Origin of the sequence: Mycolicibacterium bacteremicum, from assembly GCF_002086115.1 — a bacterium.
Classification (GTDB): Bacteria; Actinomycetota; Actinomycetes; order Mycobacteriales; family Mycobacteriaceae; genus Mycobacterium; species Mycobacterium bacteremicum.
The window spans coordinates 226,794-239,741 of sequence record NZ_MVHJ01000009.1 but is presented as its reverse complement, the minus strand read 5'-3'; the positions used below and the strand labels follow the sequence as shown (position 1 = coordinate 239,741).

The window sequence follows — 12,948 nt, the reverse complement described above, 5'->3', positions numbered from 1 at the left end:
CATGAGCGACGCTTGCGGAGCGAATCGAGGGGTGGCATGCGGGGCCCGAGCTTGCGAGGGGACCGCATGAGCGACGCGCTGATCGACCGGGTCCGGGAACGCCTTGCCGGCGAGGGGAGTCCGTTGCGTCCCGCCGTGGTAGCCGAGGCCATCCGCGCCGAGTCCGGCGGGCTGCTCGGCGATACCGAGGTGCTCAGCAGTATGCGCAGCCTGGCCACCGAGCTCACCGGTGCCGGTCTGCTCGACCCGCTGCTATGGGCCGCGGGCACCACCGACGTCCTGGTCACCGCGCCCGATGCGGTCTGGGTGGACGACGGTGACGGCCTGCGGCGCAGCGCTGTCCGATTTCCCGACGAGGACGCGGTGCGCCGGCTGGCGCAGCGGCTCGCGCTGTCGGCCGGCCGTCGACTCGATGACAGCCAACCCTGGGTGGATGCCCATCTGACCTGTCTGGGTACCGACCCGGTCCGCCTGCACGCCGTGCTGCCGCCGGTCGCCTCCGCGGGCACCTGCATCTCGCTGCGGGTACTGCGGCCGGCCCGCCAGGATCTGAGCGCCCTCATCGGTGCCGGAGCCATCGCAGCGCCGGCGGCCGATCTGCTGGCCCAGGTGGTCGGTGCCCGGTTGGCCTTTCTGATCTGCGGGGGTACGGGCGCGGGAAAGACCACGCTGCTGTCGGCGGTCCTGGGGACGGTCGCCGACCGGGAGCGGATCATCTGTGTCGAGGATGCCGCCGAGCTCGCGCCGCAGCATCCCCACGTGGTGAAACTGGTGGCCCGCGGGGCGAACATCGAGGGCGTCGGCGAAGTCACGGTGCGCGATCTGGTGCGCCAGGCGCTGCGCATGCGACCCGACCGCATCGTGGTCGGCGAGGTCCGCGGCGCCGAGGTGGTGGACCTGTTGACCGCGCTGAACACCGGCCATGACGGCGGCGCCGGCACCGTCCACGCCAACAGCGCGGGCGAGGTCCCGGCCCGGCTGGAGGCATTGGCAGGCCTCGGTGGCCTGGACCGGGCCGCGCTGCACAGCCAACTCGCCGCCGCCGTCCAGGTGGTGCTGCACGTCGGACGCGACCGGCACGGGGCGCGGCGACTGAGTGAGATCGCCGTCCTCGGACGCGATGCCGACGGATGGGTGCGGGCGCGCACCGCCTGGCACGTCGGTCGTGGATTCGACTGCGGGATGGCGCAATTGCGGGCGCTGCTCGACGGCCGGGAGGCCGGATGATCACCGCGGCGGTCCTGCTGGCACTGGGCCTGCTGATCACGCCCGCCCCTGCGCGGCACCGGCTCGTCACCGCAACCCGGATCCGCGCACCGCGGCTCGGCACCGTGTGGTCGGTGGTGCCCGCCATCGTGGTCGGCCTGGTGGTGCTGGAGCCGACCACCGTGCTGGCCGGTGTGATCGTCGCGGGCACGGTGGTGTGTCGGCGACGGCGTGCGGCGCGCAGATCGGCTCGCGATGCCGAATCCGCCGATCTACGTGACGCATTGGACATCCTGGTGGGCGAACTACGGGTGGGCGCGCACCCGGTCGCGGCACTGGCGGCCGCGGCCGCGGAGGTCGGCGGCCGGGTCGGTCCGTGCCTGGACGAGGTGTCCGCGCGCGGACGGCTCGGTGCCGACATCGCGGTCGGGTTGCAATCGATGGCAGCGCATTCGGCGATACCGGCGCAGTGGCAACGGATCGCGGTCTGCTGGCAGTTGGCTGCGGTGCACGGCGTGGCGATCGCCACGCTCATGCGCGCGGCCCAGCACGACATCATCGAACGCAGCCGGTTCCGGCAGCGGTTGGACGCCGGACTCGCCGGTCCGCGCACCACGGCCGCGGTGCTCGCCGGTATGCCCGTTCTCGGCATCGCGCTGGGCCAACTGATAGGTGCCCGACCAGTTCAGTTCCTGCTGTCCGGCGGAACGGGCGGCGTGGTGCTTCTCATCGGGGTGGGTCTGTCGTGCCTGGGCCTGTTCTGGTCGGACCGGATCATCGCCGGGGTGGCGGCATGAGCTGGGCGGCCGTGCTGCTCGCCGCCGCGATGCTGGTGGGGGCGGGCCCGGCGAGGATGCGCGGGACCGGGGCCGCGGCCGCCGAACCCAGCGTGCCGCCGGATCCGCTGGCTGCCGCCTCGTGTCTCGATGTGCTCTCGGCCTGCCTGTCAGCGGGGATGGCCACGGCCAGGGCCACGGCGGCCGCCGCGCCGCTGGCTCCGCCCCTGTTGCGAGCGCAGCTGACCCGCGCCGCGCACCTGCTCACGTTGGGCGCCGGAAGCGACCGGGCCTGGGCCGATCCCGGCGCCGAGGCCGACCCGCACGGGGCGGCGCTGGCCCGGCTGGCCCGGCGCTCGGCGGTCTCGGGGGCGGCCCTGGCCGACAGCGTCGCCGAACTGGCCGATCAGATGCGCACCGACGCCGGGTCGGTGGCCGATGCCGCCGCCGAGCGGGCCGCGGTGCTGATCGCCGGTCCGCTGGGGCTGTGCTACCTGCCCGCCTTCGTCTGCCTGGGAATCGTCCCGGTGGTGGCCGGCCTGGCCGGTGACCTGATGTCAGGTCTCTGAGTGAGAGGAACCCTTGATGAAATCGAAGATTCGGTGGCACAACGCTGTTCGGACGGCGCAGGCGCGCATCATGGAGGCCGCCACCGACGAATCCGGGATGAGCACCGTGGAATACGCCATCGGCACGATCGCGGCCGCGGCGTTCGGCGCGATCCTGTACACCGTGGTGACCGGCGACTCGATCGTCACCGCGCTATCCAACATCATCGCCAGGGCGCTGAACACCGATGTCTGAGCGGTGATTCCGGTGCCGTCACGGTGGAGGCCGCTTTCGCAATCGCGGCGCTGGTTGCGGTACTGGTGGTGTGTCTGGCCGGTATCAACGCCACCGTGCTGCAGATCAGGTGCGTCGACGCCGCCCGTGAGGCGGCCAGGCTGGCCGCCCGCGGAGACGACGGCATCGCCGCGGCCCGCAAGGTCGGCCCCTCTGGCGCCACGGTTTCGCTGGACCGCGACGGATCCTTCGTGGTGGCCCGGGTCGCCACGACGGCGGCGCTGTTGCCGGGGATCACCATCACCGCCGCGGCGGTGGCGGCCGTCGAGCCGGGCGGCTGAGGAGACCGGCTCGGCCACCCTGGCGGCGGTCGCGCTCATCGCGCTGCTGCTGGCGGTGACCGTCGGCGTGACGATGCTCGGCTCGGTGGTGATCTCGCGGCACCGGGCGCATTCGGCGGCTGACCTGGCCGCGCTGGCCGGCGCCGCCACTCTGGTCACGGGTCGCCACGATGCCTGTGCCACAGCCGGTTCGGTGGCCGCGTCGAACAGCGTGACACTCACCGACTGCGCGATCGACGGGCTCGACGTGCTGGTGGCCGTCGAGGTCGGCACCGCCCTGCCCGGCGGTAGCGCCCAAGCGCGCGCCCGCGCCGGACCCGGTCGGCCGGCATGATCGCCAGGCCCACAGGCGCGATCGGACCCGGTCAGCCGGCGTGATCGGCCGAGCGACCCAACCGCAGAATGGATTTGAACGCCGCCCTGGTGCCCGACTCGGCACCGTCGACCACGGTCGCACCGTGCTCGGCGGCGGCGATCTCCTCGTCGGTGGGCAACCGCATCGACAACAGCGCGGCATAGGTCTCGTCGTCGAGCTCGATGCGATTCACGGTGACGTGGACCGGCGTGAAGCCGCCGCCGTGCGCAGGCAGGCGCAGCACCCGCGCGGTCGGTCCGTTCACGAACTCCTTCGCCATCGAGAGCACGTGGTGTTCGTCGCCGGGATGCAGCACACTCTGGCCCTTTTCGCCGGCCCGCCAGTCGTAGAAGGGGCACGGCTTGTCCAGCCACTTCAGCAGCCGCCAGTGGTTCAGGTCGACGATCGCGCGATGCACCCCCGGGGTGGCCAGACCGTTGAGGATCCGCTGCGCCAGGTCGTCGGGCTGCACCACCGGGCCCTCGACGACGCTACGCCAGTTCATCGCCCGGCAGATCAACCGCTCGCTGCCGTCGTCCTGCTGTTCGCTGACCGCCCGGGCGACGAACCCGACGGTGATCGGCTGCCCGCGGTAGTCCACGACATTCCAGGTGCTGCACAGGAAGTTCCCTGGCTTGGCCCGGATGACCATGGACAGCACCTTGGACTCGTTGGGGTTCAACGCGCGGGCCGGCAAATCCTCGGCGAAGGCTCGGCCCTGGGTCGCCTCGACGCTGACGTCACGACCGGAGTTGGCCAACGATTCCGGTGTGTCGGTGGCGATCCCGGTGCTCAGGTCCCACTTGAGCGGACCGGGGACCGGGCGCTCGGGTGGCTCGGCGCCCGGCGGCCCGACCCACAGATGTACGCCGTGGATCACGCCGTCGGACATCTGCACCACCTCGGTGCGGATCACGCGGTCGTGTTTGGGGGTGATGCTGCTCAGCGCGTGACCGGCGCGCACCGTCTCGCCGATGGCCGACTGGATGGCCATCAGATGCGGATTGCGGCGCAGAAAAGTGCTGATCGGGACGAGGTTCTTGGTCCTGGACCCCTGCGCCACGACGGCAGGTTCGTCCCCCAGTGTCTCCACGAGCAGCCAGTCGTGGTCCATGGGTGCGAGTTTAACCGTCCGTGGCCGCGCTGCCCGGCGTTTGCTCGACCTTCGGAATCAGTGGAATTCGGCAGTTCGACCCGCATTTGGAGACGCCGAATGCCGGTCGCTGGGTGTCACGTGAGTTGCAGGGGACACGGTGAAAAGGTAATTTCCGTCTGCGCCGGTTCGCCGGAGCCTGAAACGGATCGCGTTGTCCGACCGTTTCCCCGCAGTAGAAAGTGTGCTCGGCGGTGCTGGTGCGGTGCGCCACGGACGAGGACGAGACGGTCGACGAGGGGTGGACCTTCCTGTCGGGGGCAGCGCGGCGTCAGTGCCGGGCCAGCTCGCCGAGCACCATGCGCAGCACGCGCACGGCTCCCGCCTTGTCCAACGGGTCGTTGCCGTTCCCGCATTTCGGTGACTGCACGCACGACGGGCAGCCCGCCGGGCATTCGCACGCCTCGATCGCGGCCGCGGTCGCCTCCCACCACAGCGTCATCTGCCGATATCCGCGGTCGGCGAAACCCGCACCGCCGGGATATCCGTCGTAGACGAAGATCGTCGGCAGCCCGTCCTCCGGCCCGATCGCCGTCGACACCCCACCGATGTCCCCCCGATCGCAGCTGGCCACCAGCGGCAGCAGGCCGATGGCGGCGTGCTCGGCCGCATGCAGCGACCCGGGCACCTGCAGTGGATCTATCCCGTTGGCGTACAACAACTCCGGGCTGATGGTGCACATCACGGCGACGGTGTCCAGCGTCCTGGTGGGCATCTCCAGCTCGATGAAATCGATGACCTCGCCATCGAGGCGCCGACGCAGATACCCGGTGACGGTGTTGGACACCGAGACCGGCACGACGCCGACCGTGACCGGCCCCAGCGCGCGACGCTCGCCTTCGCCGGTCACCGCGATGTCGGTGACCTCCCGCGCCGCGGTGGTGTAGCCGGGGTCTTCGGCATGCACCAGGGCGATACCGTCCTCGAAGTCCAGGCTGTCGACGACATAGCTCTCACCCTGGTGCAGGTACACCGCCCCGGGATGTACCGAGGCCGGCGCCTGCCCGGTGCCCGCCGTCCCGAGGATGCGCCCGGTCCCCGATTCCAGGATGGCGATCTGGCCGCCCGAGGACCCCCGGATGTCGACCGCCGGATGCGGATCGATCTCCGGGGCCGGAAACCAGCCGTTGGCGCGTCGACGCAGCAATCCGTCGTCGACAAGGGCTTCGGCGACGGATTCGGCATCCCAGGTCCGCACCTCGGCATCGGTCAACGGCAGTTCGGTGGCCGCGCACAGCAGCTGCGGACCCAGCACATACGGATTGGCCGGATCGATCACCACCTTTTCGATGGGCCTGGCCAGCAGCGCGCGGGGGTGGTGCACCAGGTAGGTGTCCAGCGGGTCGTCGCGGGCGACCAGCACGATCAGTGCGCTCTGACCGCGCCGCCCGGACCGCCCGGCCTGCTGCCAGAACGAGGTGACGGTGCCGGGAAACCCGGCCAGCACCACGGCGTCCAGGCCCGCGATGTCGACCCCCAGCTCAAGGGCGTTGGTGGTGGCCACGCCACGCAGCTCGCCCTCGGACAGCGCCTGTTCCAGGGCGCGACGGTCCTCGGCGAGATAGCCCGCCCGGTAGGAGGCGACCCGGTCGGCGAGATCGGGGGCCACCTCTTCCAGACGCGCCGCGGCGGCCAGCGCGGTGAGTTCCGCGCCGCGCCGGGACCGCACGAACGTCAGGGTGCGCGCGCCCTCGGCGATCAGATCGGCCATCACCCGCGCGGATTCGGCGCCGGCCGACCGGCGCACCGGTGCGCCGTTCTCGCCGACCAGATCGTCGAGCAGCGCCGGCTCCCACAGCGCGACCGTCCGGCCGCCGTGCGGCGAGCCGTCCTCGGTCACCGCGGTGACGGTCTGGCCGATCAGCTGGGCGGCCGTCTCGGCCGGTGCGGCGGTGGTGGCGCTGGCGAAGATCACCGTCGGCGAACCGGAGTACCGCTCGCACAAGCGCAACAGCCTGCGCAGCACCAGGGCCACATTCGAGCCGAAGATACCGCGGTAGTAGTGACATTCGTCGACGACGATGTACCGGAGGTTGCGCAGGAACACCGCCCAGCGGGCATGGTTGCGCAGCAGCGACAGGTGGATCATGTCCGGGTTGGAGAAGATCCACCGGGAGCGTTCCCGGGCGAAGCGGCGCAGGTCGGTCCCGGCGTCACCGTCATAGGCGCACGGCGCGACATCGCGCAGTGCCGGCACCTCCTCGCACAGGCCGTGTGCGGCGCGCAGCTGGTCGTGGCCGAGGGCCTTGGTGGGCGACAGGTACAGGGCGCGGGCCCGCGGGTCGGCGGCCAGCGCGGTGAGGATCGGCAGTTGGTAGCCCAGCGACTTGCCCGAGGCGGTGCCGGTGGAGAGCACCACGTGCCGCCCGGTGTGCGCCAGCTCGGCGGCCTGCACCTGATGCGACCACGGTGTGCCGACCCCGCGATCGGCGAAGGCGGCCACGACATCGGGGTCGGCCCAGTCCGGCCAGGGCCGGGTGGCGCTGCGCCGGGGCGGGATGTCCTCGACATGGCGGATCGGATGCTCGTCGGCCGGGGTGCCCCGGACGGCGCAGGACAGCAGGTCACGACCGAAATCGGACCCGGTATTCGTCCCCGGCGCGGACACGACGCTCCCTTCGGTGTTCACCAGCATGTATCCCCAGGTGAATTGTTCACTACTTGATCGTGCCGAGACTGTCGCTGGGGCGTTGAACGTGGTTGACTGAACGTGGTCGCAGCTTCTGTGTTCGTGTTTTGGCACCCGCAGGATCGTCGTTGCGATCGCGGTTCCTGCGAGGGTTGTAGGTCGGGTCGAGTTCCGACGACACACGCGTTGGTAAGCGGTCGGAACGGGCCCGGTACACCGGACGTCGGTGAACCGCACCCGGTAAGAGAAGGAAAGTACGAAAGATGCCACAGGGAACTGTGAAGTGGTTCAACGCGGAGAAGGGCTTCGGCTTCATCGCCCCCGAGGACGGCTCCGCTGACGTTTTTGTCCACTACACGGAGATCCAGGGGTCGGGCTTCCGCACCCTGGAGGAGAACCAGAAGGTCGAGTTCGAGGTCGGCCAGAGCCCCAAGGGCCCCCAGGCCACCGGCGTCCGCGCCGTCTGATCCAGCGCAATACGAGGACACCCCCGGCCGAGCCGGGGGTGTTTTCGTATCCGACGCCGTTGCCCCGTTGCCCCGTCGCTCCGCTCGCCCCCGATAGTGTCGTCCGGGTGAGCCAGCTGTCCTTCTTCTCGGCGGAGTCGGTGCCCCCGGCCATCGCCGATCTGACCGGGCTGCTGGCTGCCCAGGGGCAGGTGGTGATCGCCGGTGACCAGGCCCGGGTCTCGGTGGTGGTCGACGGGCTCTGGCGTGCGGTCGGGCTGGCCGAGATGATCACCGAGGCCGGGTTGACGCCCGAGATCGCCCGTACCGACGAGAACACCCCGCTGGTGCGCACCGCGCTGGACACCCGGCTCGTCGAGGTCGCAGGCGCCTGGACGCGCGGTGCGGTCAAAACTGTTCCGGGAAGTTGGCTGCCCGGTCCCCGTGCCCTGCGGGCCTGGACGCTGGCCGCCGGGACGCCCGAGGCCGACCGATACTTGCTGGGACTGGATCCGCACGCACCCGACACCCACGCGCCGCTGGCATCGGCGCTGATGCGGGTGGGAATCGCCCCGACACTGATCGGTACCCGGGGGTCGCGTCCGGCGTTGCGGGTGAGCGGTCGCCGACGGCTGTCGCGGCTGGTGGAGAACGTCGGGGAACCCCCGGGGGACGCCGAAGCGTTCGCACACTGGCCGCGAATATAAGGTGTCGCGGCGGGCGAGCCAGTTTGCACATGCCCGCCCCGGATGCCAAATTGTCAGTTGCCGGGCACGACAGAACTGCCTGGCAGCACAGAAGTGGAGAGTAGAAGAAGGTGGCTGACGACGACCGGAGCCGGGCCGGCACCGGTACCGTTCGGCGGCTCGTGATTGTCGAGTCGCCGACCAAAGCACGCAAGATCGCAGGCTACCTGGGCTCCAATTACATCGTCGAATCCTCGCGTGGCCACATTCGCGACCTGCCGCGGGCGGCCGCCGACGTCCCCGCGAAGTACAAGTCGGAGCCGTGGGCCCGGCTCGGGGTGAACGTCGACGCCGACTTCGAACCGCTCTACATCGTCAGCCCCGACAAGAAGGGCACGGTCACCGAGCTCAAGGACCTGCTCAAGGGTGTCGACGAGCTCTACCTCGCCACCGACGGTGACCGCGAGGGTGAGGCCATCGCCTGGCACCTGCTGGAGACGCTCAAGCCGAAGGTCCCGGTCAAGCGGATGGTGTTCCACGAGATCACCGAGCCGGCCATCCGGGCGGCCGCCGAGAGCCCGCGCGATCTGGACATCGACCTCGTCGACGCCCAGGAGACCCGCCGCATCCTGGACCGCCTGTACGGCTACGAGGTGTCCCCGGTGCTGTGGAAGAAGGTCGCCCCGAAGCTGTCGGCCGGCCGGGTGCAGTCGGTGGCGACCCGCATCATCGTGCAGCGGGAGCGCGAGCGGATGGCGTTCCGCAGCGCCGGCTACTGGGATGTGAGCGCCGAACTGGACGCCTCGGTCTCCGATCCGTCCGCCTCCCCACCGCGCTTCACCGCGCGGCTGAACACCGTCGACGGCCGCCGGGTCGCCGCCGGCCGTGACTTCGACTCCCTCGGCGCGGTGCGCAAACCCGACGAGGTGCTGGTCCTCGACGAGGCCGCCGCCACCGCGCTGGCCAACGGGCTGCGCGGCGCGCAGCTGGCGGTGTCGTCGGTGGAGCAGAAGCCCTACACCCGTAAGCCGTACGCGCCGTTCATGACCTCGACGCTGCAGCAGGAGGCCGGCCGCAAGCTGCGGTTCTCCTCCGAGCGCACCATGAGCATCGCGCAGCGGCTCTACGAGAACGGCTACATCACCTACATGCGTACCGACTCCACGACGCTGTCGGAGTCGGCCATCAACGCCGCGCGCAACCAGGCCCGCGATCTCTACGGCGCGGAGTACGTGCACCCCACCCCGCGGCAGTACACCCGCAAGGTGAAGAACGCGCAGGAGGCCCACGAGGCGATCCGCCCCTCCGGTGACGTGTTCCAGACCCCCGGCCAGCTGCACAGCTCTCTGGAGGCCGACGAGTTCCGGCTCTACGAGCTGATCTGGCAGCGCACCGTCGCCTCGCAGATGGCCGATGCCCGCGGCACCACGCTGAGCCTGCGCATCGCCGGCGCCGCCAGCTCGGGCGAGCAGGTCGTCTTCAACGCCAGCGGACGCACGCTGACCTTCCCGGGCTTCCTGAAGGCCTACGTCGAGAGCATCGACGATCAGGCCGGCGGCGAATCCGATGATGCCGAGAGCCGACTGCCCAACCTCACCCAGGGGCAGCGGGTCGACGCCGCAGAGCTGACCGCCGATGGGCACACCACCTCACCGCCCGCCCGTTACACCGAGGCCTCGCTGATCAAGGCGCTCGAGGAGCTCGGCATCGGCCGGCCGTCGACGTACTCGTCGATCATCAAGACCATCCAGGATCGCGGTTATGTCCACAAGAAGGGCAGCGCGCTGGTGCCGTCCTGGGTGGCCTTCGCGGTGATCGGGCTGCTGGAGCAGCATTTCGGCCGTCTGGTCGACTATGACTTCACCGCCGCCATGGAGGACGAACTCGACGCGATCGCCTCCGGTAACGAGCGACGGACCAACTGGCTCAACAACTTCTACTTCGGCGGCGAGCACGGGGTGGAGGGCTCGATCGCCCGCGCGGGTGGTCTCAAGCAGCTGGTCGGTGGCAACCTCGAAGAGATCGATGCCCGACTGGTCAACTCCATCAAGCTCTTCGACGATGACCAGGGTCGCGCGATCAACGTGCGGGTCGGCCGCAACGGCCCGTACCTGGAGCGGATGATCGAGGATCCGGACAATCCGGGTGAGCTCAAACCGCAGCGCGCGAACCTCAAGGATGAACTGACGCCCGACGAGCTCACCCTCGAGCTTGCCGAAAAGGCTTTCGCCACACCGCAAGAGGGTCGCTCCCTCGGTGTCGACCCGGAGACCGGACACGAGATCGTGGCCAAGGACGGGCGTTTCGGCCCGTATGTCACCGAGGTGTTGCCCGAGCCGCCCGAGGATCCCGACGCGGGTGTGGGCGCCAAGAAGGGCAAGAAGCCGACGGGCCCGAAGCCGCGGACCGGGTCGCTGCTGCGCACCATGGATCTGGAGACCGTCACCCTGGAGGACGCGCTCAAGCTGCTGTCGCTGCCGCGCGTCGTCGGCGTCGACCCCGCCAACAACGAGGAGATCACCGCGCAGAACGGCCGGTACGGCCCATACCTCAAGCGCGGCACCGACTCCCGGTCGCTGGCCACCGAGGAGCAGATGTTCACCATCACCCTCGACGAGGCACTCAAGATCTACGCCGAGCCCAAGCGGCGCGGCCGCCAGGGCGCGGCCACCCCGCCGCTACGCGAGCTGGGCAACGATGCGGCCTCGGGCAAGCCGATGGTGATCAAGGACGGCCGCTTCGGTCCCTACGTCACCGACGGGGAGACCAACGCCAGCCTGCGCAAGGGTGATGACGTGCTGTCCATCACCGATGAGCGGGCCTCGGAGCTGCTTGCCGACCGCCGCGCCCGCGGACCGGTCAAGAAGGCCGCCAAGAAGGCGCCTGCCAAGAAGGCGGCCAAGAAGACCGCGGCCAAGAAGGCTCCTGCCAAGAAGGCCGCCAAGAAAGCCTAGGGGAGGCTCAGGAGCTCGGTTCGGGCGTCGGCGCGATGGCGCGCACCGCGGGGCGGGCGAGCTGCGTCGGCGCCGAACGTCCACGCAGCTCGACGATTTCACCGACATCCCAGGCCAGCGCCTCGGCGTCGACCGCACCGCTGACCGCGATGGCCGAGGCCAGCACGTGGCCCTCCTCCAGCTTGGCCAGCTCGGTGAGCCGGGCGGCCTCGTTCACCGGGTCGCCGATCACGGTGTACTCGAAGCGGGCCTGCGCGCCGATGTGCCCGGCGATGGCCCGCCCCGCGGACACGCCGATGCCGAATTCGGTCTGGCCCAGCACGTTGACCAACTCGTCATGCAGCTCACGGGAGGCGGCCAGCGCCGCCCCCGAGGCGTCGGGGTGCTCGATCGGGGCGCCGAAGATGGCCAGGGCGGCGTCGCCCTGGAACTTGTTGACGAAGCCGCCGTGCTTGTTCACCGTGTCCACGATGACCCGGAAGAATTCGTTGAGCAGGTTGACGACCTCAGCGGCCGGGATGGTGGAGGCGAGCTGGGTGGAGCCGACCAGATCGACGAACAGCACCGCGACATCGCGTTCCTGACCGCCCAGTTCGGTGCCGCGCTCCAAAGCGCGGCGGGCAACGTCCTCGCCCACGTATCGGCCGAACAGGTCGCGCAGGCGCTGCCGTTCGGCGAGATCGCGCACCATGTCGTTGAAACCGGCCTGCAAGAGGCCGAGCTCGCTGGCATCGTAGATCTGCATGTGCGCGTTGTAGTTTCCGCGCTGCACCTCACCGAGCGCCCAGCGCAGCTGACGCAGCGGGTCGGCGATCGACATGGACACCAGCACGGTGCCGATGAGCCCGATCAGCAGGGCCGCGATGGCCAGCAGCAGGATCGGGGTGGCCAGCTTCTCCGCGGGTGCCTTGAGGATCTCGAACTTGCTGGCCACCACGGCCAGCACGATGGCAAGGATCGGCACGCCGGTGGACAGCACCCACGTCAGCACCTGGCGCAGGATGACGCCGGGGGCGCGGAAGTTCTCCGGTATGCCGGTGCGTAGCGCGGCCACCGCGACCGGGCGCAGCACCCGCTCGGATTGCAGATAGCCGATGATGGCCACCGCGGTGGCGCCCAGTGCGGTCGCCACCGCGACGACCGGAGCCGATTTGCTGGCCACCGGCCAGCTGGCCACGATGAACACCACCGAGCCCATGAACCAGTTGGTGACGTTGATGACCGAGCGGTAGTACGGCATCTTCAGCGCGCGGGCGCGGGCCACCTCGCTGATGGTGGCGGCATCGCCGAGCAGGGTGTCGCGGCGTTGCCAGCGGATCACCGGCAGCAATAGCCGCAGCGTGACGTAGGCGGCGATGCTGAACGACACGAACAGGAAGCCCAGGAACACCGCGAGGTTGAAGGTGGGCAGCTCCTGGAGCTGGATCCGGTCCTCCGGCGGCAGCGCGTAGCGGAGGAAGCCCAGGACCAGCAGCGCGCCGATGATGTCGGCCTGCACCATGCCCAGCAGGAACACCGGCCAGGGCGTGCGGGCAACCCATCGGACGAACGCACTGATGCGCCCGATCGGTACGGCCTCTGCACTCACCCGTTTACCGTATCGGTCGGCTGGGACGAGT

The 12,948-nt window shown here is 70.0% G+C and carries 11 protein-coding genes and 1 pseudogene; 9 read left to right on the top strand and 3 right to left on the bottom strand.

Annotated features, from left to right (window positions below):
* Positions 1-66: 66 nt before the first annotated feature.
* The 6 genes and pseudogenes from BST17_RS13610 to BST17_RS29655 form a co-directional block, all read left to right on the top strand.
* Positions 67-1,227: a TadA family conjugal transfer-associated ATPase gene (locus tag BST17_RS13610; protein WP_083058676.1), complete on the top strand. Its 1,161-nt coding sequence runs from the start codon at positions 67-69 to the stop codon at positions 1,225-1,227.
* Complete coding sequence (locus BST17_RS13605; protein ID WP_083058673.1) at positions 1,224-2,003, top strand: type II secretion system F family protein; 780 nt, start codon at positions 1,224-1,226, stop codon at positions 2,001-2,003. Before BST17_RS13610 ends, BST17_RS13605 begins: the two co-directional genes overlap by 4 nt.
* Positions 2,000-2,551 carry a type II secretion system F family protein gene (locus BST17_RS13600; protein WP_083058670.1) on the top strand — a complete coding sequence of 184 codons (552 nt, stop codon included), beginning with the start codon at positions 2,000-2,002 and terminating at the stop codon, positions 2,549-2,551. Before BST17_RS13605 ends, BST17_RS13600 begins: the two co-directional genes overlap by 4 nt.
* Positions 2,552-2,621: 70 nt before the next feature.
* Entirely contained in the window at positions 2,622-2,786 is a 165-nt protein-coding gene (locus tag BST17_RS13595; protein ID WP_109750129.1) for a DUF4244 domain-containing protein, read from the top strand.
* A 23-nt stretch (positions 2,787-2,809) separates the two neighbouring features.
* Positions 2,810-3,106: a TadE family type IV pilus minor pilin gene (locus BST17_RS29660; RefSeq protein ID WP_109750128.1), complete on the top strand. Its 297-nt coding sequence runs from the start codon at positions 2,810-2,812 to the stop codon at positions 3,104-3,106.
* Positions 3,107-3,119: 13 nt separating this feature from the next.
* A pseudogene (locus BST17_RS29655) lies at positions 3,120-3,440 on the top strand (Rv3654c family TadE-like protein); the annotation flags it as partial.
* A gap of 31 nt (positions 3,441-3,471) precedes the next feature.
* Here BST17_RS29655 and BST17_RS13580 read toward each other — a convergent pair.
* Both BST17_RS13580 and BST17_RS13575 read right to left on the bottom strand, forming a co-directional pair.
* Positions 3,472-4,575 carry a PAS domain-containing protein gene (locus BST17_RS13580; protein WP_083058663.1) on the bottom strand — a complete coding sequence of 368 codons (1,104 nt, stop codon included), beginning with the start codon at positions 4,573-4,575 and terminating at the stop codon, positions 3,472-3,474.
* Positions 4,576-4,885: 310 nt separating this feature from the next.
* On the bottom strand, positions 4,886-7,249 hold the full coding sequence (locus BST17_RS13575) for a DNA 3'-5' helicase SftH (RefSeq protein ID WP_083058651.1): 2,364 nt from the start codon (positions 7,247-7,249) through the stop codon (positions 4,886-4,888).
* 257 nt (positions 7,250-7,506) lie between these two features.
* Here BST17_RS13575 and BST17_RS13570 point away from each other — a divergent pair, with 257 nt between their 5' ends.
* From BST17_RS13570 to topA, 3 genes are all read left to right on the top strand, one after another.
* Entirely contained in the window at positions 7,507-7,710 is a 204-nt protein-coding gene (locus BST17_RS13570; RefSeq protein WP_006243848.1) for a cold-shock protein, read from the top strand.
* Positions 7,711-7,817: 107 nt separating this feature from the next.
* Positions 7,818-8,396 (top strand): hypothetical protein, encoded by a 579-nt coding sequence (locus BST17_RS13565; protein WP_083058648.1) that lies wholly within the window; start codon positions 7,818-7,820, stop codon positions 8,394-8,396.
* 110 nt (positions 8,397-8,506) lie between these two features.
* Positions 8,507-11,329: a type I DNA topoisomerase gene (gene topA / locus BST17_RS13560; protein ID WP_083058645.1), complete on the top strand. Its 2,823-nt coding sequence runs from the start codon at positions 8,507-8,509 to the stop codon at positions 11,327-11,329.
* A 7-nt stretch (positions 11,330-11,336) separates the two neighbouring features.
* Here topA and BST17_RS13555 read toward each other — a convergent pair whose 3' ends face one another.
* Positions 11,337-12,917 carry an adenylate/guanylate cyclase domain-containing protein gene (locus BST17_RS13555; protein WP_083058642.1) on the bottom strand — a complete coding sequence of 527 codons (1,581 nt, stop codon included), beginning with the start codon at positions 12,915-12,917 and terminating at the stop codon, positions 11,337-11,339.
* Positions 12,918-12,948 lie beyond the last annotated feature (31 nt).

Excerpts from the sequence above, each read along its gene's own strand:
- BST17_RS13610 (WP_083058676.1), top strand. The coding sequence starts at position 67 with ATGAGCGACGCGCTGATCGACCGGGTCCGGGAACGCCTTGCCGGCGAG.
- BST17_RS13605 (WP_083058673.1), top strand. The coding sequence starts at position 1,224 with ATGATCACCGCGGCGGTCCTGCTGGCACTGGGCCTGCTGATCACGCCC.
- BST17_RS13600 (WP_083058670.1), top strand. The coding sequence starts at position 2,000 with ATGAGCTGGGCGGCCGTGCTGCTCGCCGCCGCGATGCTGGTGGGGGCG.
- BST17_RS13595 (WP_109750129.1), top strand. The coding sequence starts at position 2,622 with ATGGAGGCCGCCACCGACGAATCCGGGATGAGCACCGTGGAATACGCC.
- BST17_RS13580 (WP_083058663.1), bottom strand. The coding sequence starts at position 4,575 with ATGGACCACGACTGGCTGCTCGTGGAGACACTGGGGGACGAACCTGCC.
- BST17_RS13575 (WP_083058651.1), bottom strand. The coding sequence starts at position 7,249 with ATGCTGGTGAACACCGAAGGGAGCGTCGTGTCCGCGCCGGGGACGAAT.
- BST17_RS13570 (WP_006243848.1), top strand. The coding sequence starts at position 7,507 with ATGCCACAGGGAACTGTGAAGTGGTTCAACGCGGAGAAGGGCTTCGGC.